The organism is Streptomyces sp. T39 (assembly GCF_008042045.1).
Classification (GTDB): Bacteria; Actinomycetota; Actinomycetes; order Streptomycetales; family Streptomycetaceae; genus Streptomyces.
On sequence record NZ_RDBP01000012.1, the window covers coordinates 1,617,184 to 1,640,409 of the forward strand.

The 23,226-nt window shown below is 73.1% G+C and carries 20 protein-coding genes; 14 read left to right on the top strand and 6 right to left on the bottom strand.

The genetic code is table 11. The annotated features are described in order from the left end of the window. Positions 1–194 precede the first annotated feature (194 nt). Positions 195–1,946 (bottom strand): FG-GAP-like repeat-containing protein, encoded by a 1,752-nt coding sequence (locus tag EAO77_RS08260; RefSeq protein WP_261993841.1) that lies wholly within the window; start codon positions 1,944–1,946, stop codon positions 195–197. 256 nt (positions 1,947–2,202) lie between these two features. Next, positions 2,203–3,567: an aspartate aminotransferase family protein gene (locus EAO77_RS08265; protein WP_147987388.1), complete on the bottom strand. Its 1,365-nt coding sequence runs from the start codon at positions 3,565–3,567 to the stop codon at positions 2,203–2,205. A 200-nt stretch (positions 3,568–3,767) separates the two neighbouring features. Between EAO77_RS08265 and EAO77_RS08270 the strand changes: the two genes are divergently transcribed. The 5 genes from EAO77_RS08270 (at position 3,768) to EAO77_RS08290 (ending at position 9,636) form a co-directional block, all read left to right on the top strand. Continuing rightward, entirely contained in the window at positions 3,768–4,361 is a 594-nt protein-coding gene (locus tag EAO77_RS08270) for a DJ-1/PfpI family protein (protein WP_147987389.1), read from the top strand. Continuing rightward, the gene (locus EAO77_RS08275; RefSeq protein ID WP_147987390.1) at positions 4,358–4,885 is read left to right on the top strand and encodes a MarR family winged helix-turn-helix transcriptional regulator; all 528 of its coding nucleotides are present in this window, start codon (positions 4,358–4,360) and stop codon (positions 4,883–4,885) included. Before EAO77_RS08270 ends, EAO77_RS08275 begins: the two co-directional genes overlap by 4 nt. A 232-nt stretch (positions 4,886–5,117) precedes the next feature. After that, positions 5,118–6,110 carry a serine/threonine-protein kinase gene (locus tag EAO77_RS08280; protein ID WP_410088336.1) on the top strand — a complete coding sequence of 331 codons (993 nt, stop codon included), beginning with the start codon at positions 5,118–5,120 and terminating at the stop codon, positions 6,108–6,110. A 667-nt stretch (positions 6,111–6,777) separates the two neighbouring features. After that, positions 6,778–8,430, top strand: a complete 1,653-nt coding sequence (locus EAO77_RS08285; protein WP_147987391.1) for an FG-GAP repeat domain-containing protein — start codon at positions 6,778–6,780, stop codon at positions 8,428–8,430. A gap of 324 nt (positions 8,431–8,754) precedes the next feature. Further along, complete coding sequence (locus EAO77_RS08290) at positions 8,755–9,636, top strand: SGNH/GDSL hydrolase family protein (protein ID WP_147987392.1); 882 nt, start codon at positions 8,755–8,757, stop codon at positions 9,634–9,636. A gap of 109 nt (positions 9,637–9,745) precedes the next feature. Here EAO77_RS08290 and EAO77_RS08295 read toward each other — a convergent pair whose 3' ends face one another. Continuing rightward, positions 9,746–10,495 (bottom strand): SLATT domain-containing protein, encoded by a 750-nt coding sequence (locus EAO77_RS08295; RefSeq protein WP_147987393.1) that lies wholly within the window; start codon positions 10,493–10,495, stop codon positions 9,746–9,748. 321 nt (positions 10,496–10,816) lie between these two features. Here EAO77_RS08295 and EAO77_RS08300 point away from each other — a divergent pair, with 321 nt between their 5' ends. The 7 genes from EAO77_RS08300 (at position 10,817) to EAO77_RS08330 (ending at position 17,413) form a co-directional block, all read left to right on the top strand. After that, on the top strand, positions 10,817–11,152 hold the full coding sequence (locus tag EAO77_RS08300) for a YbaB/EbfC family nucleoid-associated protein (RefSeq protein ID WP_147987394.1): 336 nt from the start codon (positions 10,817–10,819) through the stop codon (positions 11,150–11,152). Positions 11,153–11,278: 126 nt separating this feature from the next. Beyond that, positions 11,279–11,878 carry a recombination mediator RecR gene (gene recR, locus EAO77_RS08305; protein WP_147987395.1) on the top strand — a complete coding sequence of 200 codons (600 nt, stop codon included), beginning with the start codon at positions 11,279–11,281 and terminating at the stop codon, positions 11,876–11,878. Continuing rightward, the gene (locus EAO77_RS08310) at positions 11,871–12,530 is read left to right on the top strand and encodes a DUF5063 domain-containing protein (protein WP_147987396.1); all 660 of its coding nucleotides are present in this window, start codon (positions 11,871–11,873) and stop codon (positions 12,528–12,530) included. The genes recR and EAO77_RS08310 overlap by 8 nt, the downstream gene beginning before the upstream one ends. Before the next feature lie 251 nt (positions 12,531–12,781). Beyond that, on the top strand, positions 12,782–14,053 hold the full coding sequence (locus tag EAO77_RS08315) for an aspartate kinase (protein WP_147987397.1): 1,272 nt from the start codon (positions 12,782–12,784) through the stop codon (positions 14,051–14,053). A 25-nt stretch (positions 14,054–14,078) separates the two neighbouring features. Then, a complete protein-coding gene (locus EAO77_RS08320; protein ID WP_147987398.1) occupies positions 14,079–15,155 on the top strand; it encodes an aspartate-semialdehyde dehydrogenase in 1,077 nt (358 codons plus the stop codon). A 354-nt stretch (positions 15,156–15,509) separates the two neighbouring features. Continuing rightward, a complete protein-coding gene (locus tag EAO77_RS08325; RefSeq protein ID WP_147987399.1) occupies positions 15,510–16,172 on the top strand; it encodes a SigE family RNA polymerase sigma factor in 663 nt (220 codons plus the stop codon). 71 nt (positions 16,173–16,243) lie between these two features. Continuing rightward, on the top strand, positions 16,244–17,413 hold the full coding sequence (locus EAO77_RS08330; RefSeq protein ID WP_261993842.1) for a hypothetical protein: 1,170 nt from the start codon (positions 16,244–16,246) through the stop codon (positions 17,411–17,413). Between the two features lie 395 nt (positions 17,414–17,808). Here the strand turns inward: EAO77_RS08330 and EAO77_RS08335 are convergent, their stop codons facing one another. Then, positions 17,809–18,564 carry an SURF1 family protein gene (locus tag EAO77_RS08335; protein ID WP_147987400.1) on the bottom strand — a complete coding sequence of 252 codons (756 nt, stop codon included), beginning with the start codon at positions 18,562–18,564 and terminating at the stop codon, positions 17,809–17,811. Positions 18,565–18,665: 101 nt separating this feature from the next. Next, positions 18,666–20,525 carry a S9 family peptidase gene (locus EAO77_RS08340; RefSeq protein WP_147987401.1) on the bottom strand — a complete coding sequence of 620 codons (1,860 nt, stop codon included), beginning with the start codon at positions 20,523–20,525 and terminating at the stop codon, positions 18,666–18,668. Positions 20,526–20,645: 120 nt separating this feature from the next. Between EAO77_RS08340 and EAO77_RS08345 the strand changes: the two genes are divergently transcribed. Next, positions 20,646–21,047: a nuclear transport factor 2 family protein gene (locus tag EAO77_RS08345; RefSeq protein WP_147987402.1), complete on the top strand. Its 402-nt coding sequence runs from the start codon at positions 20,646–20,648 to the stop codon at positions 21,045–21,047. A 215-nt stretch (positions 21,048–21,262) separates the two neighbouring features. On the opposite strand, the gene EAO77_RS08350 is transcribed toward EAO77_RS08345, so the two are convergent. Then, positions 21,263–21,925 (bottom strand): hypothetical protein, encoded by a 663-nt coding sequence (locus EAO77_RS08350; protein WP_261993843.1) that lies wholly within the window; start codon positions 21,923–21,925, stop codon positions 21,263–21,265. A gap of 233 nt (positions 21,926–22,158) precedes the next feature. Between EAO77_RS08350 and EAO77_RS08355 the strand changes: the two genes are divergently transcribed. Beyond that, entirely contained in the window at positions 22,159–23,211 is a 1,053-nt protein-coding gene (locus EAO77_RS08355) for a PucR family transcriptional regulator (protein WP_147987403.1), read from the top strand. The last annotated feature ends 15 nt before the right edge of the window (positions 23,212–23,226 follow it).

Consider the following 23,226-nt stretch of genomic DNA (forward strand, 5'->3'; position numbering starts at 1 on the left):
CGGCTACGGCACGGGCTTCGCGTCGAAGCAGAAGGTGGGCACGGGCTGGGGCCGGTTCGACGCCCTGCTCGGTGCCGGTGACCTCTCCGGTGACGGGCGTGCGGACCTGGTCGCGCGGGCCGGGGACGGCAGGAGCGCCGTGTCCCAGGGGCGCCGCGGCCCGGGGACGCCGSCGGCGTCCCCGGGCGGGCGGGTCAGTACAGGCCGGAGTAGGTGTTCCAGCCGGAGCCGACGGTGGCCCTGGGCCTGAAGTTGCCCTTGCCGTCCGCGTCGTAGCGGTGGAGCGTGCCGTTGCCGCCGCGCGCCACCAGGTCCGCGCGGCCGTCGCCGTTCATGTCGCCCGGCGCCGCCAGTGCGGTGAAGGAGCCCCAGCCGGAGCCGATCAGCTTCTTCCCCCGGAACGGGCTCGCCGCGTTGCCCGTCCCCTCGTAGAGGTACAGCCTGCCGTCCCCGGCCCGCGCGACCAGGTCCGCACGCCCGTCACCGGAGAGGTCACCGGCACCGAGCAGGGCGTCGAACCGGCCCCAGCCCGTGCCCACCTTCTGCTTCGACGCGAAGCCCGTGCCGTAGCCGTTGCCCCGGTACAGGTAGAGCGTCCCCGAACCGTCCCGCGCGACCAGGTCGCCCTTGCCGTCACCCGACAGGTCGCCCGGACCCACCAGGGTGTTGTACACACCCCAGCCACCACCGATGCGGTAGGCGTCGCCGTCGACGCCGTAGGTGTACAGACCGCCCTCCCAGAGCTGGAGAATCTCGGGATAGCTGTCGTCGTCCAGGGACGAGGTCACCGTGATGACGGCGCCCTTCCACCCGCCGATGCCGCTGATCTGCTCACGTGCGGAGAAGGTGCCGTCGTTCCGGTCGAGGTACCACCAGAGCGTGCCCTTGGCGTCCAGCGCCGCGAGGTCCTCCTTGCCCCAGTGGGACACGTTTCCGGCGTTGGCGAACTGGTTGACGGCGTTCCAGCCCGTATCGATCTGCACCCGGGACGTGAATCCGCCGGCGCCCGTGGAGCTGTAGCGGTAGAGGGCGCCGCCCACCGTGCGGGCGAGGAGGTCGGCGCGGCCGTCGGCGTCGAGGTCGTCGATGCTGAACAGCGCGTTGAACATGTTCCAGCCCGAGCCGACCAGGACCTTGCCCTCGAAGGGCCGGGCCGCCTCCCCGGTGCCGCGGTAGAAGTACAGCTCGCCCGCGGTGTTCCGGGCGAACAGGTCGGCGATGCCGTCGTCGTCGACGTCGTTCATGCCGACGAGCTGGTCGAACTGGTTCCAGCCGCCGCCGACCAGGGTGCGGCCGCCGAGCGGGGGGCCGTCGCCGGCCGTCCCCGGGTACAGGTACAGCGCGCCGGCGAAGGTGCGGGCGAGCACGTCGCCGGCGCCGTCACCGGTGAGGTCGCCGGGCGAGAAGACCTTGTTGTAGATCTGCCAGCCGCCGCCCGACCAGTAACGGGACGGGGTGTAGGCGTCGTTGGCGTACGCCGACAGACGGCCGGACGCCGACAGCGTGAAGTGGACCGGGCCGTCGGTGCGCAGCCCGGCGGTGGAGAAGACGTCCTTGTAGACCTGGTACGCGGAGCCCTGTCCGTCGTCGTGGACCAGTTCGTGGGCGGTGTCGCCGGTCGACACCTGCACGACCCCGTTGGCGTCCTGCACGATCATGTCGGACAGGCCGTCGCCGTCCACGTCGCTGCGCGGCGCGGCGGCTGCGTCGCGGGCGCCGAAGGCGGCGCCGGCGCCGGCATCCGTGCGGAGCGCGTCGATGCCGGGCAGCCGTACGTCCGCCGCGGGGCGCTGGACCCCGCGATGGGGTCCCGGGTGCGCGTCGGCCCGAGCGCCCGGAGCCGACAGCAGCACGCCGGCGGCCAGGGCCAGTGCGGTGCAGGCGGCGACGCGTACCCGGACGCGGCCGTCCGTTCGCGAACCGGCCGGGACACGGCCGGATTCCATGGAAGTCACAGTCCCCCCTCGAAGGGTGTCACCCCGCACGACCGCCCCGGTCCGGCACGGCGCGCGGGTGCGCGCCCGTCAGCAGGGGACGGCGGTGCGGGGAAGCTGGCACCGCTGAAGACGCGCGAGACGTGACGAAGGATGTACGGAGAGGCAGGATCCGTGGCGCGGTTCGGCGGCCGCCGGCAAGGACGGCACAGGACGGGGCCGGGTCCGCGGCTGCGCGGACCCGGCCCCGTGCGGCCTCCTGCCGGGGCTACACCGTGTGCTCGTCCGCCACGGCGAGCGCCGCGTCCAGGGCGGCGATGCCCTCCTTGGCCTCCGCCTCCGTGATGGTGCAGGCCGGGACCACATGGGTGCGGTTCATGTTGACGAACGGCCACAGGCCGTTGCTCCGGCACGCCGAGGCGAACGCCGCCATCGGCGCGTTCGCCTCGCCCGTCGCGTTGTAGGGGACGAGCGGTTCACGGGTCTCGCGGTCGCGGACCAGGTCGAGCGCCCAGAACATGCCCGTGCCGCGCACCTCGCCCACCGAGGGGTGGCGCTCCGCCAGTTCGCGCAGGGCGGGGCCGATGACGTTCTCGCCGAGTGCCGCCGCGTTCTCGACGACCTTCTCGTCCTCCATCACCTGGATGGTGGCGACCGCCGCGGCACATGCCAGGGGGTGCCCGGAGTAGGTGAGGCCGCCGGGGTAGGGGCGCTTGTCGAAGGTGGCGGCGATCCGGCCGGAGATCGCCACACCGCCGAGCGGCACATAGCCGGAGTTGACGCCCTTGGCGAAGGTCATCAGGTCCGGCACGACGCCGTGGTGCTCGGCGGCGAACCACCGGCCGGTCCGGCCGAATCCGGCCATGACCTCGTCGAGCACGAAGACGATCCCGTGACGGTCGCAGATCTCGCGGACGCCGGCCAGATAGCCGGGCGGGGGCGTCATGATGCCCGCGGTTCCGGGGACCGTCTCCAGGATGATCGCCGCGATCGTCCCCGGCCCCTCGAAGGCGATGGTGTCCTCCAGGTGCGCGAGCGCCCGCGCGCACTCCTCCTCCTCGGTGGCGGAGTAGAACGGCGAGCGGTAGAGGAACGGCCCCCAGAAGTGGACGACGCCGGCCGTGCCGCTGTCGCTGGCCCAGCGGCGCGGGTCGCCGGTGATGTTGATCGCGGTGGCGGTGCCCCCGTGGTACGAGCGGTAGGCCGAGAGCACCTTCGGGCGGCCCGTGTGCAACCGGGCCATGCGGATGGCGTGCTCGACCGCCTCGGCGCCGCCGTTGGTGAAGAAGATCTTGTCCAGGTCGCCCGGGGTGCGCCCGGCGATCAGCCGCGCGGCCTCGGAGCGTGCCTCGATCGCGAACGCGGGCGCGAAGGTGGCGAGCTTGCCCGCCTGCTCCTGGATCGCCGCGACGACCCGCGGATGCTGGTAGCCGATGTTGGTGTAGACGAGGCCGCTGGTGAAGTCGAGGTAGCGGTTGCCGTCGTAGTCCCAGAAGTACGCCCCCTCGGCGCCTGCGACGGCGAGCGGGTCGATCAGGCCCTGGGCGGACCAGGAGTGGAACACATGGGCGCGGTCCGCCGCCTTGACGGCGGCACCGGCCTGCGGATCGGCGTGAGGCACATGAGGGGTCATGCGGCTCAGCGTAAGGAGGCGCCGGCGGGGGCCGACATGGCCACCTTGTATGGAGTCGGGCCGTTATCTGGGCAGGGTGTCGGGCCGCACCGGAATCAATTGACAGCATATTGTCGTCATGACAGCATGTTGTCATAAAGGCGGGACGCCGGCATCACGGCGGACCGCCGGCATCGAGGCCGAGCGTCGAGGAGGGCACCATGTCCCGTACCACCGTCCATCTGGCCGTGTACGACACCTATGCCGACTGGGAGACGGGCCACACCACGGCCCATCTCACCCAGAACGGCTTCACCGTGCGGACCGTCGGCGCCACCACCGCCCCGGTCACCACCATGGGCGGCCTCCGCATCACCCCCGATCTCGCCCTCGGCGACCTGGACCCGGACGACAGCGCGCTGCTGATCCTGACGGGCGCCGCGCTCTGGGACACCGGGGACGAGCTCACCCCGTTCGCCGCGAAGGCCCGCGCCTTCCTGGCTGCGGGCGTCCCGGTCGCCGCGATCTGCGGAGCGACCGCCGGCCTCGCCCGCGAGGGTCTGCTCGACGACCGGGCGCACACGAGTGCCGTGTCGTTCTACCTGGAGGCGACGGGCTACGCGGGCGGCGCGCACTACCGGGAGGCCGACGCGGTCACCGACGGCGATCTGATCACCGCCGGACCGACGGAGCCCGTCGCCTTCGCCCGCGAGGTCTTCGCCCGGCTCGGCGTCTACGACGGCCCGCGTCTGGAGGCCTGGTACCGGCTGTTCCACGACTCGGACCCCGCGGCGTACGAGATCCTTGCGTCATGAACGCGAACGGCGACGACGGCGAGGCGGCGCGATCCCGCCCCAGGGACCCCAGGGACCCCCGGGACCCCCGGGAACTGCTCACCCGCACCGCCCTCGGGGTCTTCCGGCTCAACGGCCATTTCGTCTCCGTCTCGGACGGCATCGCCCGCGAGGCGGGGCTGACGGCGGCCCGCTGGCAGGTCCTCGGGGCCGTGGTGCGCGAGCCGGCGACCGTCGCCGGGGTGGCCCGGAGCATGGGCATCACCCGCCAGAGCGTCCAGCGCATCGCCGACGTCCTCGTGGCCCAGGGTCTCGCCGCGTACGGCGACAACCCGGCACACCGCCGCGCCAAGCTGCTCCACGCCACCGACGCCGGCCAGGAGGCCGTCCGGCGGCTCGGCCCCGGCCATTCCGCCCTGGCCCACCGGCTCCTGGAGGAGCTGGGGGAACGGGAGTTCGCGGAGACCGTGCGCGTGCTGGAGCGGCTGTCGCGGGCGATGGACGCGATCGGCACCGGCTCGGACCGGGAGCCGGACGCCGACTGAGCCGCGGTCCGGCACCGGCACCGGCACCGGCACCGGCACGAACCGGAAACCCGGCGCCGACCGAGCCACGGGGGCACCCGCGTGTCCCGCCGGCCGTCCGTACCCACGCGGACGGCCGGCGCGGTACGCACGGCCGCGGGCGCCCCTCGCGGGCTGACGGGGCTCGCTCCCGGCGGCCTATCCTTCCTCCGACCGCCGGACATGCGGGGGTTCAGGCACGGGGGAGGGCCGGATGGCCATGGAACAGCTGGTGCCCGGGGATCCGCGCACCATCGGCGACTACCGGCTGCTGGGCCGGCTGGGCGCGGGCGGCATGGGCCAGGTCTACCTGGCGCGCTCCGGCCGGGGGCGGACCGCCGCCGTGAAGCTGGTGCGCCGGGAACTGGCCGCGCAGGAGGAGTTCCGCGAGCGCTTCCGGCTGGAGGTCCTCGCCGCCCGCCGCATCGGCGGGCAGTGGACCGCCCCCGTCCTCGACGCCGACACGGAGGCGGCGGTCCCCTGGGTGGCCACCGGGTACGTCGCGGGCCCCGCCCTGCACACCGTGGTGGCGCAGCACGGCCCGCTGCCGGAGCGCAGCACCGCCGTCCTGGCCTCCGGCCTGGCACACGCGCTGACCGGCATCCACGCGGCCGGGCTGATCCACCGGGACCTCAAGCCGTCGAACGTCCTGATCACGATCGACGGCCCGCGGGTCATCGACTTCGGCATCGCCCGTGCCCTGGAGACGGTCACCGACGGCGGCCTGACGCGCACCGGCGCGCTCATCGGCTCCCCCGGCTTCATGTCGTCCGAGCAGATACGCGGCGACCGGGTCACCGCCGCCTGCGACGTCTTCTGCCTCGGCTCCGTGCTGGTGTTCGCGGCGACCGGACGGCTGCCGTTCGGCACGTCCGGGACCGGCGTGCACGCGCAGATGTACCGCATCGCGCAGGAGGAGCCGTCGCTGGACGGCGTCCCCGGCGGCCTGCGCGACCTGGTGCGCGACTGCCTGCGCAAGGACCCGGCGGAGCGGCCCGGGCTGCCGGAGGTCCTGGAGCGCACGGCCGCGGCACGGCGGCCGGACTCCGAGCCGTGGCTCCCGGCCGCGCTGGTCGCGCAACTGGGGCGGCACGCCGTCGAGTTGCTGGAGTACGAGCAGCCGGGCACCGACGACGCCCCGGACGGCCCCACGACCCTCACCACCGCCCCGGCGCCGCCCGCGCCCAGCCGGCCCAGCAGCCGGTAGTCGCCGATGGTGCGCGGATCCCCGGGCACCAGCTGTTCCATGGCCATCCGGCCCTCCCCCGTGCCTGAACCCCCGCATGTCCGGCGGTCGGAGGAAGGATAGGCACGACGCGCGGACCGCGGACCACGGGCCCGTCGTGCAGGTCCCCACCCAGTACCGGGCCGTGTCCGGAAGCGGGCGGAGCTTAGCAGCCGGGAGAGGATTCACGCGCTCCGTTTCCTCCGCCGGGGCCGCACTCCCGACCGCCGCGGCCCGGTGGCGCCGACGGCCACCCGGCGGACCCCGGTGACGCGGCCGCCGACCGCCACGGTCCCGGGCTCTCCGTGACGGCGCGGCGCGTGGCCCGGGAGGTGCTGCCGCCGATCGTGACCCGCGCGCTGGCCTCCGGCCGACGGCGCTGAGCCGCCCGCCGCGCCGTCACGGAGAGCCCGGGACCGTGGCGGTCGGCGGCCGCGTCACCGGGGTCCGCCGGGTGGCCGTCGGCGCCACCGGGCCGCGGCGGTCGGGAGTGCGGCCCCGGCGGAGGAAACGGAGCGCGTGAATCCTCTCCCGGCTGCTAAGCTCCGCCCGCTTCCGGACACGGCCCGGTACTGGGTGGGGACCTGCACGACGGGCCCGTGGTCCGCGGTCCGCGCGTCGTGCGCGCGGAGTTCATGGGGAGGGTTTCTTGATCCGTTCACGTACGTCCCGGCTGCGCGCCGTCGTCGCCGCCTCGGTGGTGGCGGGCACCGTCGCCACCGCGCTGGTCGGCTCCCAGGCGGCGAGCCCGGCCGTGGCGGCCCCCGCCGCCGCCGCCACGCCGCGCTACGACGTCGACGGCGACGGCGTCACCGACCGCATCGTCCAGCGGGCGGACGGCACGACCACCATCACGCTCAGCGCCGACGGCACCACTCAGCCGTTCACGGTCGGTTCGCACGTCACCGGCGTCGGGAACAAGCCGAAGGAGATCGTCCCGCTCGGCACCATCCAGGGCACCTCCGCCCCGGACCTCGCCGTCCTGTGGTCCAACGGGGACCTGGCCGTCTACGAGGCGTCCGGCACGTCGGGCACCACCCAGGCGTACCCCGTCGGTCCCGGCTGGCAGATGTTCAACAAGATCCTCTCGCCGGGCGACGTCACCGGCGACGGACGGCCGGACCTGCTGGGCCGCACCCCCGCGGGCATGCTCCACCTCTACCGCAGCAACGGCGGATCGGGCCTCTTCGGTGCCCGCGCCGAGGTCGGCGGCGGCTGGCAGGTGTACGACCAGCTGGTCGGCACCGGCGACCTCGACGGCGACCGCATCGGCGACGTCCTCGCCCGGACCGTCTCGGGAGACCTGTACTTCTACCAGGGCACCGGCTCCGCGACCGGCGCGCCCTTCAAGGCCCGGGTCAAGGTCGGCTACGGCTACCAGATGTTCAACCAGCTGGTGGCCGCCGACGACCTGAACGCCGACGGCCGCGCCGACCTGCTCGCGCGCACCCCGGACGGCACCGTCTACCGCTATCTCGCCTCCACGGGCGGCAGGTTCGCCGCCCGCCAGACGGTCGGCACCGGCGGTCAGAACGTCCTGCTGTACGCGGGCGGCGGCGGTGTGCCCGCCTACGGCAAGCACGAGCTGGTGACCTTCGACGACGCGAACCGCATCGAGGTGCGGCGCGCGCTCTCCGACGGCACCTTCGGCGCGCCCGAACTGCGGGGCACCAACGAGAAGGGCTACTTCCACGGGACGCTGAGCTCCGCGCTGGACGAGAAGGGCGAGGCCGACCTCGTCGAGATCGGTCCCGGCTACGCCTACGCGGACGGTGTCGGATGGCTCGGCGAGGGCGAGGAGTGGAACTCCTACGAGTTCCTCGTCGGCCCCGGCGACCTCACCGGCGACGGCAAGGGCGACGTGGTGGGACGGGACTTCGAGGGCTCCCTCCACCTGCACAGGAGCGACCGGCTCACCTACGAGAACTGGCTCGACACCCGGGTGCGGGTCGGGGGCGGCTGGGGCGTCTACGACCAGCTGGTCAGCGGCGGTGACCACAGCGGCGACGGCCGTCCCGACCTCGTCGCCCGGACCTACGACGGCGAGCTCTACCTGTACCCGGGCACCGGATCGGCCACCAAGCCGTTCGGCACCCCGGTCCTGATCGGCGGCGGCTGGAGCACCTACACCCACCTCGCCTCCCCCGGTGACATGACCGGCGACGGCCGGGCCGACCTGATCGGCGTCGACGCCGCCGGAGACGTCTACCGTTACGCGGCGACCGGCCTGACCGGCACCAGGAGCTTCGCCGCCAAGGTGAAGTTCACCTCGGGCTGGCAGCGCTATCAGTACATCTACTGACCGTTCGTCAGGAGACTGCGGCACCGGCCCGGCCGGATGCCCACGGCGGCCCCGGACCTCCCGTCCGGGGCCGCCCTCGTGCCCGGGCCCAGCACAGGTCGCCCGCCCGGCGCCCGTGACGGCACACGAAATACGCGGCGGGAGTTGGGGCTCCGTCACAGAAGCCGCGGGGCGGCGGCGCCCGTACGCTTCCCGGACCGATCGGGTGAACGCGCCCTCGGGGGACAGGCCGTGGCCGCGCGGGCCGGTGCCCGGGGGCGCCGGACCATGCCCGGGGTCCCCCGTTCGAAGCCGCCGCACCCGTCACCTGAAGGAGCGCCCCCCATGCCGTTCCGTGCCACGAACCGCGTCCTGTCGGCCGTCGTCGCCTCCGCCGCGATCGCCGCCCTCGGCCTCGGCGCCGCCGCCCCCGCCCAGGCCGCGTCCGATCCGCTGGACTACGTCGCCCTCGGCGACAGTTACAGCGCAGGCTCCGGTGTGCTGCCCCTGGACCCGTCCGCCTCGCTGCTGTGCGCCCGCACGACGAGGAACTACCCCAACCTGCTCGCCGACCGGACGGGCGCCGACTTCACCGACGTCACCTGCGGCGGGGCGAAGACGGAGCACTTCGCCACGGCCCAGTACCCGGGCGTGTCACCGCAGTTCGACGCCCTGCGCGGCGACACCGACCTCGTCACGCTGACCATCGGCGGCAACGACAACAACACCTTCATCAGCGCCATCGTCGCCTGCGGCGGCCTGGGCGTCCTCACCGCCGGTTTCGGCAGCCCGTGCAAGGACACCTACGGCAGCAGCTTCTCCGACGACATCGAGCAGAAGACGTATCCGGCGATCAAGGCGGCCCTGGACGAGATCAGGGCGCGCTCGCCGAAGGCGCGGGTGGCGATCCTGGGCTACCCGTGGATCGTGCCGCGGCAGAGCGTCCCGGGCTGCTTCCTCAAGCTGCCGATCGCCAAGGGCGACGTGCCCTACCTGCGGCAGATGCAGGCCGATCTGAACAGCGCGGTCGAGCGGGCCGCGGACGCGACCGGCGCGACGTTCGTCGACATGGCGGCGGCGTCCGAGGGCCACGACGCCTGCAGCCCGGCGGGCACCCGTTGGATCGAGCCGCTGCTCTTCGGCACGAACATCGTGCCGGTCCACCCCAACGCCGCGGGTGAGGCCGCCATGGCGGACCGCACGGCGGCGGTGCTCGGCCTCGGCTGATCCGCTTCCGCCGCCCCGCCCGCTCTCCCGCCCGTCCGCCCCTCCCGCCCGCCGGGAGGGGCGGCGTGCGTCCCGGACACCGGGTCGCGCGCGGGCACCCGTGGGCGGATCAGCGGGGCGGCTCCGGGGGCCGCTGACGCGGCATGTTCGGCCGGGCGGACGGCGGCAGCGGGAAGCGCCCCTGGATGACCCCGGCCGCCTGGCCCGGCGCACCCGTCTCCGGCCGCGGGGGCAGCGGCGACAGCGACAGCGGGGCCGGCCCCCGGACCCGGAAGTCGCTCATCCAGTCCGACGTCTCCGTACGGACCAGGTCCGCCACGTCCTCGGAGAACCTGCGCAGCACCCCCAGGCAGCGCTCCGCGGCCTCCGCCGCAGTGCCCTCGGTGGGGCCGAGCACCTCGCGCACGCTCTCGGACGCCCAGTCGAACTGCAGCGCCTGGAGCCTGCGCTGCACCGCCTGCGCGGTGGCCACGTCCCGCATCCAGCCCGCGGTCAGCCCGAAGTAGCGGTCGCAGGCCACGCACGCGGCGGCCACCAGCAGCGCCAGGTATCCCCAGGGCGCCCCCGAGCCGACCGCGCCGGCGAGGTCCAGCAGCGGCAGGCCCGCGCCGGCCACCAGACCCGCCGCGGTGCCCAGGCGCAGCAGCCGGGCGTAGCGGCGCTTGCGGGTGCGGTCCGAGAGGTACCAGTCGGCGGTCCGCAGCGCGTCGGTCTCCACCCAGCGGTAGAGCTCGTCGAGCCGGGCCGCCGGCTCACCCCAGTCACCCAGCGGGAACGCCCGCCCCGTCAGGTCACCGAGCGGCACCTTGCCGCCCTCCTCCCGGGCCGACCCCCCGGGCTGCATCTCCGGCTGGCTCACCGGTGCGCTCCTCTACCTTGCGGGCTGACGGAATATGTCCTCAAAAGGTGGTGACGTTACACCGTGTGATGTACAGGGCGCGCGTGCGTTCTGATCCGTACGTTCCGCGCACGCCCCCTTCATACCGCCGAATGGAGGGCCCTGCGCCGCGGATCCCCGTATTTCCGCCCGCACGGGGGTCTTGATCAGGTAGTGGAGCCTGGTCGCGGCGGGTGTCTCTCACCCGAAAGAGTTGCCGCGGGCGGCTTGGGCACCGTGCCCCGGCACCACGTAGGCTCGGCCGTACCGAAGCAGCGGACGGACGAAGCGACAGGAGTGGCCGTGATTCCCGGTGGTGGGCAGCCCAACATGCAGCAGTTGCTCCAGCAGGCCCAGAAGATGCAGCAGGATCTCGCCCGTGCCCAGGAGGAGCTGGCGCAGACCGAGGTCGAGGGGCAGGCGGGCGGCGGCCTGGTGAAGGCCACCGTCAACGGCTCCGGCGAACTGCGCGGTCTCGTCATCTCGCCCGAGGCCGTCGACCCGGACGACACGGAGACCCTCGCCGACCTGGTCGTCGCCGCCGTGCAGGCCGCGAACGAGAACGCCCAGCAGCTCCAGCAGGACAAGCTCGGCCCGCTCGCGCAGGGCCTCGGCGGCATGCCCGGCCTGCCCTTCTGACGCCTGCGGCCCGGCCCGCGGCGCGGCCCGGTCCCACGGCGGTCGCCAAGGGCTCGGTCGGGCGTCTTCTAAGCGCAACCTCCACCAACTACCGTTAGCCGTACGCAGGCAAGGAAAGGCGTTCCGTTGTACGAAGGCGTGGTTCAGGACCTCATCGACGAACTGGGCAGGCTGCCCGGCGTCGGGCCCAAGAGCGCGCAGCGGATCGCCTTCCACATCCTCCAGGCCGAGCCCACGGACGTCCGCCGTCTCGCGCACGCACTGCTCGAGGTCAAGGACAAGGTCCGGTTCTGCGCGGTCTGCGGCAACGTGGCCCAGCAGGAGCAGTGCAACATCTGCCGGGACCCCCGCCGCGACCTGTCGGTCATCTGCGTCGTGGAGGAGCCCAAGGACGTCGTGGCCATCGAGCGGACCCGTGAGTTCCGCGGCCGGTACCACGTCCTCGGCGGAGCCATCAGCCCCATCGAGGGCGTCGGCCCCGACGACCTGCGCATCCGTGAGCTCCTGGCCCGTCTCGCCGACGGCGCGGTGACCGAGCTCATCCTGGCCACGGACCCCAATCTGGAGGGCGAGGCGACCGCCACGTACCTCGCACGCATGGTGAAGCCGATGGGACTCACCGTCACGCGGCTGGCCAGCGGTCTCCCGGTAGGGGGAGACTTGGAATACGCCGACGAGGTCACCCTCGGGCGTGCCTTCGAGGGGAGACGACTGCTCGATGTCTGACGCCATGCTGCACGCCGTCGATCAGGACCCGGACGACTTCGCGGTCCAGATCGCCGACTCCATCGAGTCCTTCATCGTGGCGACCACCGAGGTCGCCAAGGGCGACGAGCCGGACAGTGCGGTGCCGTTCCTGCTGCTGGAGGTCTCCCAGCTGCTGCTGACCGGCGGCCGCCTCGGCGCGCACGAGGACATCGTCCCCGAGGAGCGCTACGAGCCGGACACGGGCCCGGACGTCGACGTCGACGACCTGCGCGAGCGCTTCGCCGTCCTCCTCGACCCGATCGACGTGTTCTCCGAGGTCTTCGACCCCTACGAGCCGCGCAAGGCCCCGGTGCCCTCGCGGATCTCCGACAGCCTCGCCGACATCGTCACCGACCTGCGCCACGGCCTCGCCCACTACCGGGCCGGCCGGACCACCGAGGCGCTGTGGTGGTGGCAGTTCTCGTACTTCTCCAACTGGGGCCCGACCGCCTCCGCGACGCTCCGCGCGCTGCTGTCGCTCGTCGCCCATGTGCGCCTCGACCAGCCGCTGGCCGAGCTGGACGGCCTCGACACCGACGAGGACCTCACCGACGACGTGCTGGCCGAGGAGGCCGGCAAGGTCATGGTCGAGGAGATCGCCGCCCCGCTGGGCCTGCGCAGGGTCCGCTGAGCCACGCCGCTCTCCCCGGCCGGGGGCCGCACCGCGGACTGCGCGGTGCGGTCGGCAGGTGATGTGGCGCACATTTCCGCGTAGCGCCCGGGGGCCGGGGCAGTGGCCCCCTGCGGGCAGCCCAGGGATCGTGCGGGATCACGTCGTGAGCGGGACATCTCACCATGTGACAAAGAACGGGCGATTCCGGGCTGCTCGATAGACTGAGCCGACCGCAGTAATGACTGCAGAAGACCGAGCGAGGAGCGCACGTGGGCCTTGTCGTGCAGAAGTACGGAGGCTCCTCCGTCGCCGATGCCGAGGGCATCAAGCGTGTCGCCAAGCGAATCGTCGATGCCAAGAAGAACGGCCACCAGGTGGTCGTCGTGGTTTCGGCGATGGGCGACACGACGGACGAGCTGATCGATCTCGCCGAGCAGGTATCCCCGATCCCTGCCGGGCGAGAATTCGACATGCTGCTGACCGCCGGAGAGCGGATCTCCATGGCCCTGCTGGCCATGGCGATCAAAAACCTGGGCCACGAGGCCCAGTCGTTCACCGGCAGCCAGGCAGGCGTCATCACCGACTCCGTCCACAACAAAGCGCGCATCATCGATGTGACGCCGGGCCGGATCCGTACGGCGCTCGACGAGGGCAACATCGCCATCGTGGCCGGCTTCCAGGGTGTGTCCCAGGACAAGAAGGACATCACCACGCTCGGCCGCGGCGGGTCGGACACGACCGCCGTCGCCCTTGCGGCGGCGCTGGACGCCGAGGTCTGCGAGATCTACACCGACGTCGACGGCGTCTTCACCGCCGACCCCCGGGTCGTCAAGAAGGCGAAGAAGATCGACTGGATCTCCTCCGAGGACATGCTGGAGCTCGCCGCCTCCGGCTCCAAGGTGCTGCTGCACCGGTGCGTCGAGTACGCACGCCGTTACAACATCCCGATCCACGTCCGGTCCTCGTTCTCGGGGCTCCGCGGCACGTGGGTCAGCAACGAACCGCGAGGGGATCAGAAGGTGGAGCACGCCATCATCTCCGGAGTCGCCCACGACGTCTCCGAGGCCAAGGTCACGGTCGTCGGCGTGCCGGACAAGCCGGGCGAGGCCGCGGCCATCTTCCGCACCATCGCCGATGCCGAGATCAACATCGACATGGTCGTGCAGAACGTCTCGGCGGCCACCACGGCCCTGACCGACATCTCCTTCACGCTGCCCAAGACGGACGGTGCCAAGGCGATGTCCGCCCTGGAGAAGCAGAAGGCGGCCATCGGCTTCGACTCGCTGCGCTACGACGACCAGATCGGCAAGATCTCCCTGGTCGGCGCGGGCATGAAGACCAATCCCGGTGTGACCGCGTCCTTCTTCGAGGCGCTGTCCGACGCCGGTGTGAACATCGAGCTGATCTCCACCTCCGAGATCCGCATCTCGGTGGTCACCCGGGCCGACGACGTCAACGAGGCGGTGCGCGCCGTGCACACCGCGTTCGGTCTCGACTCCGACTCCGACGAGGCGGTCGTCTACGGCGGCACCGGGCGATGACCGGCGGGCGCGGAGGCGCACGCCGGTGAGCGTGCGCCCCGCCCGGGGAGCGTCCAAGCCGGGGCTCGCGGTCGTGGGAGCGACCGGGGCCGCCGGCGCGGTGATGCTCCAGATCCTGTCGCAGCACGCCGACGTCTGGGGCGAGATCCGGCTCGTCGCCTCCCCCCGCTCGGCCGGCCGCAAGCTGGCCGTCCGCGGCGAGGAGTGCGAGGTCGTGGCGCTCGACGAGGACGTCTTCGACGGCATCGACGTGGCGCTCTTCCTGGTGCCGGCCGAGGTGTCCGAGCGCTGGGCGCCGATCGCCGTCGCCCGGGGCACGGTGGTCGTGGACAGCTCCCCGGCCTTCCGGATGGACCCCGACGTGCCCCTGGCCGTCCCCGAGGTCAATCCCCACTCCGTGCGGGTCCGCCCGCGCGGCATCGTCGCGAGCCCCCACGACACCACGCTGACGCTGGTGCCCGCCGTGGGGGCTCTGCACGCGGAGTTCGGGCTGCGTGAGCTGGTGCTCTCGTCGTACCAGGCCGTCAGCGGCGCCGGCCGGGACGCGGTGGTCGCGCTCCGCGCCCAGCTGTCCCTCGTCGCCGGCACCGAACTCGGCGTGGCGCCCGGGGACGTGCGCCGGGCCGTGGGGGACGACCTCGGGCCCTTCGAGGCCCCGGTCGCGCTCAACGTCGTCCCGTGGGCCGGCACCCCGCTGGACGGGGGCTGGTCCTCGGAGGAGCTGGGACTGCGCTCCGAGACCCGCAAGATCCTCGGACTGCCCGGCCTGATGGTGGCGGCCACCTGCGTGCGGGTGCCCGTCCTGACGGCGCACTCCCTGGCCGTCCACGCGCGCTTCGAGCGCGAGGTCACGGTCGAGAGGGCCCACGAGATCCTCGCGACCTCCCCGGGGATCGTGCTCTGCGACGACCCGGAGGCGGGCGACTTCCCCACGCCCGCGGACGCTGTGGGCACCGATCCGACCTGGGTCGGACGGGTGCGGCGCGCCCCGGACGACCCCACGGCGCTCGGCCTCTTCCTCTGCGGGGACAACCTGCGCAAGGGCGCGGCGCTGAACTCGGCCCAGATCGCGGAGATGATCGCGGCGGAGCTCGGCGGCTGAAGGCCCCCGGCCGGACGGCGGCCGGGCCGGATTCCCGGGGCCGGCCGTCCCTGCCCGTCGACCGTCCTTATTCCGGGGCGGGGTGTCCGTGGGAGTTTGTAGGATCTGTGGACGCCCTGTGATCGAAACGATGGTCTGAACCACTTGAACTGGGGCGTCCGAGTGTTCGATTATTCGCTTCCCTCCTTGTTGCAACCGGCAGTTGGGCGGGACGCGTCTTTGCGGACGCCTCGCTGTGGTGCGATGACATTGGGGCTTTGGGGAAGATCGGGTGCGCATGACGGCATGGGGTGGATCGCCAAAAGCGATGGCGTACGCGTACAACCCTGACGGGGGGAAGCGTGTCCAACAGGCGTGGCAGAGGTTCTCGACATCGCAAGGGTGGTCCCGATCGGCGGCGCAGTGGTGCGCCCGATCCGCAGACCCCGCCCGTCCGGCGGCATGCCGGTGATCGCACCCGTCCCCGCGCCACGGACCACGCGGCTGCCCGCACAGCGGCAGGGCACTGACGAGGTCATGGCAGCCGGTACCACCGTCGACCACCTCACCGAGACCTACCGCGCCCACTACCGGTCGCTGCTCGGTCTCGCCGCTCTGCTCCTGGACGACACCGCCTCCTGCGAGGACGTGGTGCAGGAAGCCTTCATCCGGGTGCACTCGGCGCGCAGCCGCGTACGGGAGCCGGAGAAGACGCTCGCGTACCTCCGTCAGACGGTGGTCAACCTCTCGCGGTCGGCCCTGCGGCGGCGGATCCTCGGGCTCAAGCTGCTCTCCAAGCCGATGCCCGACATGGCGAGCGCCGAGGAAGGCGCCTACGACCAGTTGGAGCGGGACGCCCTGATCAAGGCGATGCGCGGACTCCAGCGGCGGCAGCGGGAGGTGCTGGTCCTGCGGTACTTCGCCGACATGACCGAGGCGCAGGTGGCCGAGACGCTGGGCATATCGCTCGGCTCGGTGAAGGCGTACGGTTCGCGGGGCATCGCGGCACTGCGCGTCGCGATGGAGGCCACGGCATGAGCGGGCACGGACGCGGGCCCGGCCGGCAGGGGCCGGAGGGGTCCTCGAACGATCTGACGGGGAACGGAACAGTGGGAAACGGGCCGGAACGCGAGCCGGGCGGCCTCGGCAAGGACAGCAACGCGGGCGACCTCGAGGGACCCGGCGCGGACACGGCACCGGATACCTCCGGCGCCGGAGGATCGCGGGAGGCGGACCTGACGGCCCTGCCGGGGCTCGCGGGTGACGAGGAGGCCCTGCGCCGGATGCTCCACGGCGTCGTGGAGGACATCACGCCCTCGGACGGCGCGCTCGACCATCTGCGCCGCGCGGTCCCCGCCCGGCGGGCGCGCAAGCGCCAGGCGCTGGTCGGCGCCGCGGCCGCGGTCCTGCTGGTCGGCACCGCCGTGCCCGCCTTCGTCCATGTCGCGAACTCGGGCTCCGCCGACGGCGCCAACCCGGTCAACGCCGGACACGGACAGCAGGCCCAGGGCGGCACCGGCAACGAGCCGGGCGCCACCGGCGGCGACCGCGACCCGCTGAACCCTACGACCGGCAGCGGACCGGGCTCCGACGGGCAGGACGCGACGAGCCCCTCACCGGGTGACGGCGGCGACGAAGGAGCCGCGGACGGCACCTCGGGTGAGGCCCGGACGCCGGGCGCCGCGGGCGCGCAGCCGTCGGCGTGCACCGCGTCCCAGCTCGGTGTCGCCTCCGCCGGGACGAACCTGCCCGACGCCGAGGGCAAGGTCTACGGCACCTTCCGCATCGCCAACGTCTCCTCGTCCGACTGCGTGGTGACCGGCGCCGGCTCGGTCGGCGTCACCGCGCTCGGGGCTGCCGACCCGGCCCGCGTCGGCGCGGTGGGACACACCTCGGGCGACCCGGCCGGCGGTCTGCCGGACCCCTCGGCCGAGGTCTCCAGCATCGTGCTGACGCCGTCCTCGGCGTACGAGGTGAAGTTCGCCTGGATCCCGTCGGACACCTGTCCCACCACGGGCGCCTCGCCGGACCCGACGCCCTCCGACGGGGGCAGCGGCGGTGCCGGCGGCGGCACGGCGGGCACGGGCAGCGGGGAGGGGACCGACACCGGGACCTCGTCGGACGGCGTCCAGACGCAGCTGATCACCGAGGACGGGGTCAAGGACGGCAGCGTCGCGGTGTCGCACGTGGCCGGCGCGGGTGCGCCGAGCGCCCAGACGACCATCGGCAACGCCTGCTCCGGCACCGTCTACTACACCGGGATCCTCCCGGGCGCGTAGGGCCCTTCCGCCCCGGAGGACCGGGACGGGTCGGAGCCGTGCCGGGCATGTGGTCGCGCGTCCGAACGCGGACGGGCCGGTGGGCGGTGCGCGAGCGTGCGAGCCGGCCAGGATCGGGACGGGCCGGTGGGCGGTGCGCGAGCGCGCGAGCGGGCCAGGGGCAGGAGCGCCGGGCGAGACGCGCCGGACGAGAGGCGCCGGACCTGACGCGCCGGGCGCCCGGGTGCAGCGGTCACGAGCGGTGACGGGCCGCCGCTGAGGGGTGCGGGGCGCTTGCCCGATGCCGGTTCACGCCGGGGCGGCCCCTCCGCAGACGGACCCTTGGCCGGTGGCCCCCCGGCCGGTGGCCCCCTCGCAGACGGTCCCGGCAGGCTCCGGTGGGCGGCCCCGAGAGGTCAGGACATGTCGGGGGTGAGCCCGAGTTCCCGGTCCCGTACGGCCTCCGCCTCGCGCCGCACCAGCCGGAACCACATGAACAGGACGAACCCGGCGAAGACGAACCACTCCCCGGTGTACCCGAGGTTCTGGAAGGCCTTCAGATCCAGGCCGCTGTTCTCCGGGGCCGACGCCGGTACCGCCGTCAGCCCGCTGTCCGCCTCCGTCAGCGTGACCCACGCGTCGTACACCTCGTCCGGCACGAGGTTCACCAGCGACGCCGCGCTGATGATCCCCAGCTGGCCGGAGGGCAGCCCGCCCGCCGTGTGGGCGCCGTCGGTACCGGGTGTCTCGGACGCCTGGAGCAGTCCCGTCACCGTCACCTCGCCCGCCGGTGCCGACGGCGCGGTGCCGCCCTGCGGGAGCCATCCGCGGACCACGGGGAGCGTCTTGCCGCTCTCCGTCCGCAGGAGCGTCAGCACGTACGACCCGGGCTTCCCGTCCAGCCGGCGCTCGGGGACGATGAACTGCTCGCCGTAGCGGCCGGAGGCCGTGGCCTGCCGGCCCGACGTCTCCTTGTCCACGGGCAGCAGGTCGGCGAGCGGCGCCGCCTCCTGCTGCCGGGCGTCGGGGCGCTGCTCCGCTTCCCGGTGACTGTCGACCCGGTCCTCGAACCTGCCCAGCTGCCACGAGCCCATGAAGACGCAGAACGGGATCGCCAGGAGTACGAAGACGTTGATCCCCCACCAGCGGGGCGTCAGCAGGAATCGGTACACCCCTCCACGGTACGGAACGCGCCCGGCCGGTCTTGTCCCGGGGCCCGCCAGGGGACGGCCCGGGCCCCGCCGGGCCGTCCCCTGCCGCCGCTCGGCCCGCCCTATGCCGCGCCCGCCGACTGCGCGCCCTCCTCGGGACGTATGCCGGCGCCCGCCAGATGCCGTTCGGCGAAGGCGATCTCCATCCGCACCTGCTTGATGCGCTCCTCCACCACGAGCGAGCCGTGGCCGGCGTCGTACCGGTAGACCTCGTGGACCGCGCTCCGGGCCACCAGGCGGTCGACGTAGTTCTCGACCTGGCGGATCGGGCACCTCGGGTCGTTGACGCCGGCCGAGATGTACACCGGCGCGCGGACCGCGTCGACATACGTCAGCGGGGACGACGCGGCGAAACGCTCGGGCACCTCCTCGGGGGTGCCGCCGAGGAGCGTGCGGTCCAGGGCCTTCAGGGCCTCCATCTCGTCGTGGTACGCGGTGACGTAGTCCGCGACCGGTACCGCGGCCAGCCCGATCGCCCAGACGTCCGGCTGGGTGCCGAGCCCGAGCAGCGTCAGATAACCGCCCCAGGAGCCGCCCGACAGCACCAGCTTCGCGGGATCGGCGAGACCGGAGCCGACCGCCCACTCCCGTACCGCGGCGATGTCCTCCAGCTCGATCAGGCCCACGCGGTGCTTGAGGGCGTCCGTCCACTCCCGTCCGTACCCGGTCGAGCCGCGGTAGTTGACCCGGACCACCGCGTATCCGTGGTCCACCCAGGCGGCTGGGCCGGCGGTGAAGGAGTCGCTGTCGTGCCAGGCGGGGCCGCCGTGGATCTCGAACACCGTCGGCAGCGGACCGCTCGCTCCCGCCGGCCGCTGGACCAGGGCGTGGACCCGGCCGCCGGGGCCCTCCACCCACACGTCCTCGACGGGGACGGAGGAGGGGGCCCTCATGCCCGGGGGATCGAGGACGACGCCGCCCCGCGTCGAACGGACCTGCGGCGGCTCGGCGGCGGACGACCACAGGTACTCGATGGAGTGGTCGGGACGCGCGGTCGCCTGCGACACCGATCCGGCGGGGGTCGCGATCCGGGTGAGCTCCCCGGACGCCAGGTCGTAGCGCCACAGCTCGCCGCGCGCCTCGAAGCTGTGCACCACCAGCAGCGCGGAGCCGTCCGGATACCACTCGGCGCTCACGTCGCCGGGCAGGTCCACCGCGAGCGGGGTCTGCTCACCGCTCGCCACGTCCCAGATCATCGGCTCCCAGCGGCCACGCCGCTGGTGCCCCACGAGGAGTCGGGTGTCGCCGTCGACCGGCGGGAAGCCGAGGACCTCGAGACCCAGCTCCGCCGTGCCGTCCTGCGTGTCGTCGAGCTCGGCCACCACCGAGCCGTCCAGGCGCAGGACGCGGAGCGCGGAGTGCATCGCGTCGCCGTGCTCGGTGTGCTCGATCGCGAACAGCGTCCCGTCGTGGGACAGATCCCCGACACCGGCCGACTCCCTGTGCCGGTAGACCTCCACGGGGGGCTCCCCGGGACGGACGACATGGATCGTCGTGCCGTCCTCGTCCGTCGATCTGCCGATCACCGCGGTGCCGTCCCGCCCTATCGCGAGGCCGGCCGGATACGAGGCGGCAAGGCCCGGGACGGCGGGCAGGTCCTCCCCGCCGGCGAACGGCTGCCGCATCCAGATCCCGAACTCGTCCCCGTCGGTGTCCGAGAACCACCAGACGGCCTCGCCGTCAGGCGAGAGGACGCCCTCCGTGGTGCCGTTCGGCCGGTCCGTGACCTGGCGCTGCGCGCCGGTGGCCCGGTCCCATGCGTACAGCTCGTACGTCCCGGTGGCGTTCGACACGAAGAGGGAGCGGTCCGGAGCGTGCTCGGCCCAGTCGGGGAGGGAGACACGGGGCGCCCGGAAGCGCTTCTCCCAGTCGGGCATGCCGGGCATGCCGGGTGTGGTCTCTGCGGCGTTCATGCCCTCCATCAAACCGGAAAGCCCGCGCTTCCATCCCCTGCCTGTGGATAACCTCGCGCCTGTGGACAACTCGGGGGGCGGAACGGTGGGCGGAGCCCCGTTGTCGGTGGTGGGGTGCAGACTCGCCGTATGACTGCACACGGTTCATCGACCGCGTCGGCCGATCTCCGCGGCACGGTCGACAGACACTGGTCCGCGACCGAGGCGAGGGACTGGCGCACCGTCGCGTCCACCCTCGCCGACGACGTCGTCTACGACCTCCCCCAGACCCGCGAACGCATACGCGGCAAGGAGGCCTTCCTCCGCTTCTACCGTGAGTACCCGGGCGACTGGCACGTGCGCGTCGAGCGCCTCGTGGCGGACGGCGACCAGGTCGTCTCCTGGATACGCGCCACGGTCGGGCCGGAGGAGATGCACGCCATCACCTTCTTCGGCGGGGACGCGCAGGGCAGGATCACCACCATCACGGACTTCTGGCCGGAGCCGTACGAACCGCCCGCCGGCCGGGAGCATCTCACCGAACGCTACTGAGACGGCGCACGGCCGGGCACCGTCCTGCGCGAAGCGGCCTCCGGCCCCGGGGAGGCGGATCACCGCGCGTCCGCCGCCGCGGTCCACCGCGGACCGGTTGGGCGGGGCGCCGTCCTCCTCTTCGTCGCGCAGCAGCAGGGCGCCGAAGGCGATCACCACCGGCACGAGCACCAGACCCGGAAGGGTCATGAAGACGGCGAGGCCTCTGCGCCCGGTCAGGCGGCGGCGGGGCTGTCGATGCCGGGGAGTTCGCCGTACGGGGAGGACGGCGACACCCAGAAGAACTCGCCGTCCTCGTCGTACGCGTACAGGAGCCCCGTGGCGCCGAGGGCGAGTGTCTCGCTCTCATGGGCCGCCTGCCGCACCTGTACGACCGCGGTGGAGCCGTCCGGTGCCGCGACTTCGGCCTGGCCGAAGCGCCCGTCCACCCGCCCGGTGCGGATGGTGCACGTCAGACCGACGAAGTCGTGCCGGGACGGCCCGGGTTCGTCGGGGAAGAGTGTGGCCAGCACACGGACCAGCCGCAGAGTGGCGTGCCAGGAGAGGAAGACCGCCGCCAGCAGGATCGCGCAGGCCGTGGCCGCGTAGGGCACTCCGGTGAGGCCGGAGCCGCGCAGCGGCAGCGCCCCGGCGAGGCAGGTGAACCACGCGATCGTGACCAGGAGCGACACGGCCACGGTGATCGGCACGCCGCCGAGCCCCGTGCTGCCGGCGCCCGCGGCCTCGGCATCGGAGTCGAACATGTCGTGTTCGACGGCGCCGAAGAGCACCAGCAGCCAGAAGGCGACGACCACGACGAGGGCCGCGCTGAACAACGCGGTCGGAAAGACGGCCACGGCCGACAGGAACTCGCTCATGATCCGCCCCCGCTTCGTCATTGCCGGTTCATCGCAGCAGGGCGTCCCCTCGCCCTCCTGCCTCCTCATGGTCGCAAGGCGAGCGGCTTGATCGCATTGCCGGAATCCGGCAGTCTTAACGCGTTCTTGATGCCGGGTCGGCCGATTCGGCGGGTGACGGAGGCGATCACCGCGCCGGCCGGTGCGGCAGGCCGTCCGGCCGCGGCGAATCGCCGCGGCCGGGCGTGGCACGGGTGGTCGCAGGGGGGAGCACGATGGCGACGAGGGAGATACCGGAGACGTATCTCGAGGGCTTCGCGGAGATCCTTGCCGAGGTGGGCAGGACCGGCAGGCGTCTCAGCCGGGACGAGGTGGACGGCCGGCGTGCGCTCGGCGAACAGGCCGCGTCGTCGGGGCACGGCCTGCGGTCCCTGGTCATCAGCCATCTGACGGCCACTCGGGTCGCCTGGCCGGTCACCAGCACTCCGGACCGGGTCCTGGCCGCGGTGGAGCAGGCCGTGGACGCCTTCGCGGAAGGGTACGAGCGGGCGCAGCGCCTGGCCGTGCGCAAGGAGGAGGCGGCGCGGAGGGAGTTCATCGACGACCTGCTGCACGGACGCTCCGACCCCGGGCGCATCGTCCAGCGGGCCGAGCGGTTCGGGCTGCGGCTCGCGCACGCGCACGCGGTCGGTGTCGCCGAGGGCGTGGAACCGTACGACGACACCCATCCCGTCACCAGGACGGTCGAGGCGGCGCTCTTCGCCCGCTTCGGCGACCGGCGGATCCTGCTGACGACCAAGGACGACCGGATGATCTGCGTGGTGCCCGGCGACCAGGAGGACGTCGTACGGTACTTCGCCAAGCAGGCGTACGCGGCGACCGGCGGGCAGGCCGCGATCGGGCGGCCGCACTCGGGCGCGGGAGGCGTGGTCCGCTCCTACGAGGAGGCGCTGAACGCCCTCGACCTCGCCAAGCGGATGGGTCTCGACGAGCCGGTGCTGCTCGCCGCTGATCTGCTCGTCTACCCCGTGCTCGCGCGGGACCGCGAGGCCATGGCGGATCTGGTGCGCAGCGCCCTCGGCCCGCTTCGGGAGGCGAGGGGAGGGGCGGAGCCCCTGCTGGACACCCTGCACGCCTACTTCGAGGCGGGGTGCGTGTCGGCCCAGGCGGCGCGCCGGCTCAATCTGAGCGTGCGCGCGCTGACCTACCGGCTCGACCGCATCCACCGGCTGACCGGCACCGATCCGACAAATCCGCAGCACCGCTTCACGCTGCAGACGGCGGCGATCGGGGCACGGCTCCTGGACTGGCCGGCCAAGGAGCTGTGACCCGCCGGTGCGGGC

What these genes read in the sequence shown, in the direction of transcription:
- EAO77_RS08260 (WP_261993841.1), bottom strand. Translation starts at nt 1,946, where the DNA reads ATGGAATCCGGCCGTGTCCCGGCCGGTTCGCGAACGGACGGCCGCGTC.
- EAO77_RS08265 (WP_147987388.1), bottom strand. Translation starts at nt 3,567, where the DNA reads ATGACCCCTCATGTGCCTCACGCCGATCCGCAGGCCGGTGCCGCCGTC.
- EAO77_RS08270 (WP_147987389.1), top strand. Translation starts at nt 3,768, where the DNA reads ATGTCCCGTACCACCGTCCATCTGGCCGTGTACGACACCTATGCCGAC.
- EAO77_RS08275 (WP_147987390.1), top strand. Translation starts at nt 4,358, where the DNA reads ATGAACGCGAACGGCGACGACGGCGAGGCGGCGCGATCCCGCCCCAGG.
- EAO77_RS08280 (WP_410088336.1), top strand. Translation starts at nt 5,118, where the DNA reads ATGGCCATGGAACAGCTGGTGCCCGGGGATCCGCGCACCATCGGCGAC.
- EAO77_RS08290 (WP_147987392.1), top strand. Translation starts at nt 8,755, where the DNA reads ATGCCGTTCCGTGCCACGAACCGCGTCCTGTCGGCCGTCGTCGCCTCC.
- EAO77_RS08310 (WP_147987396.1), top strand. Translation starts at nt 11,871, where the DNA reads ATGTCTGACGCCATGCTGCACGCCGTCGATCAGGACCCGGACGACTTC.
- EAO77_RS08340 (WP_147987401.1), bottom strand. Translation starts at nt 20,525, where the DNA reads ATGGAGGGCATGAACGCCGCAGAGACCACACCCGGCATGCCCGGCATG.
- EAO77_RS08345 (WP_147987402.1), top strand. Translation starts at nt 20,646, where the DNA reads ATGACTGCACACGGTTCATCGACCGCGTCGGCCGATCTCCGCGGCACG.
- EAO77_RS08350 (WP_261993843.1), bottom strand. Translation starts at nt 21,925, where the DNA reads ATGACGAAGCGGGGGCGGATCATGAGCGAGTTCCTGTCGGCCGTGGCC.
- EAO77_RS08355 (WP_147987403.1), top strand. Translation starts at nt 22,159, where the DNA reads ATGGCGACGAGGGAGATACCGGAGACGTATCTCGAGGGCTTCGCGGAG.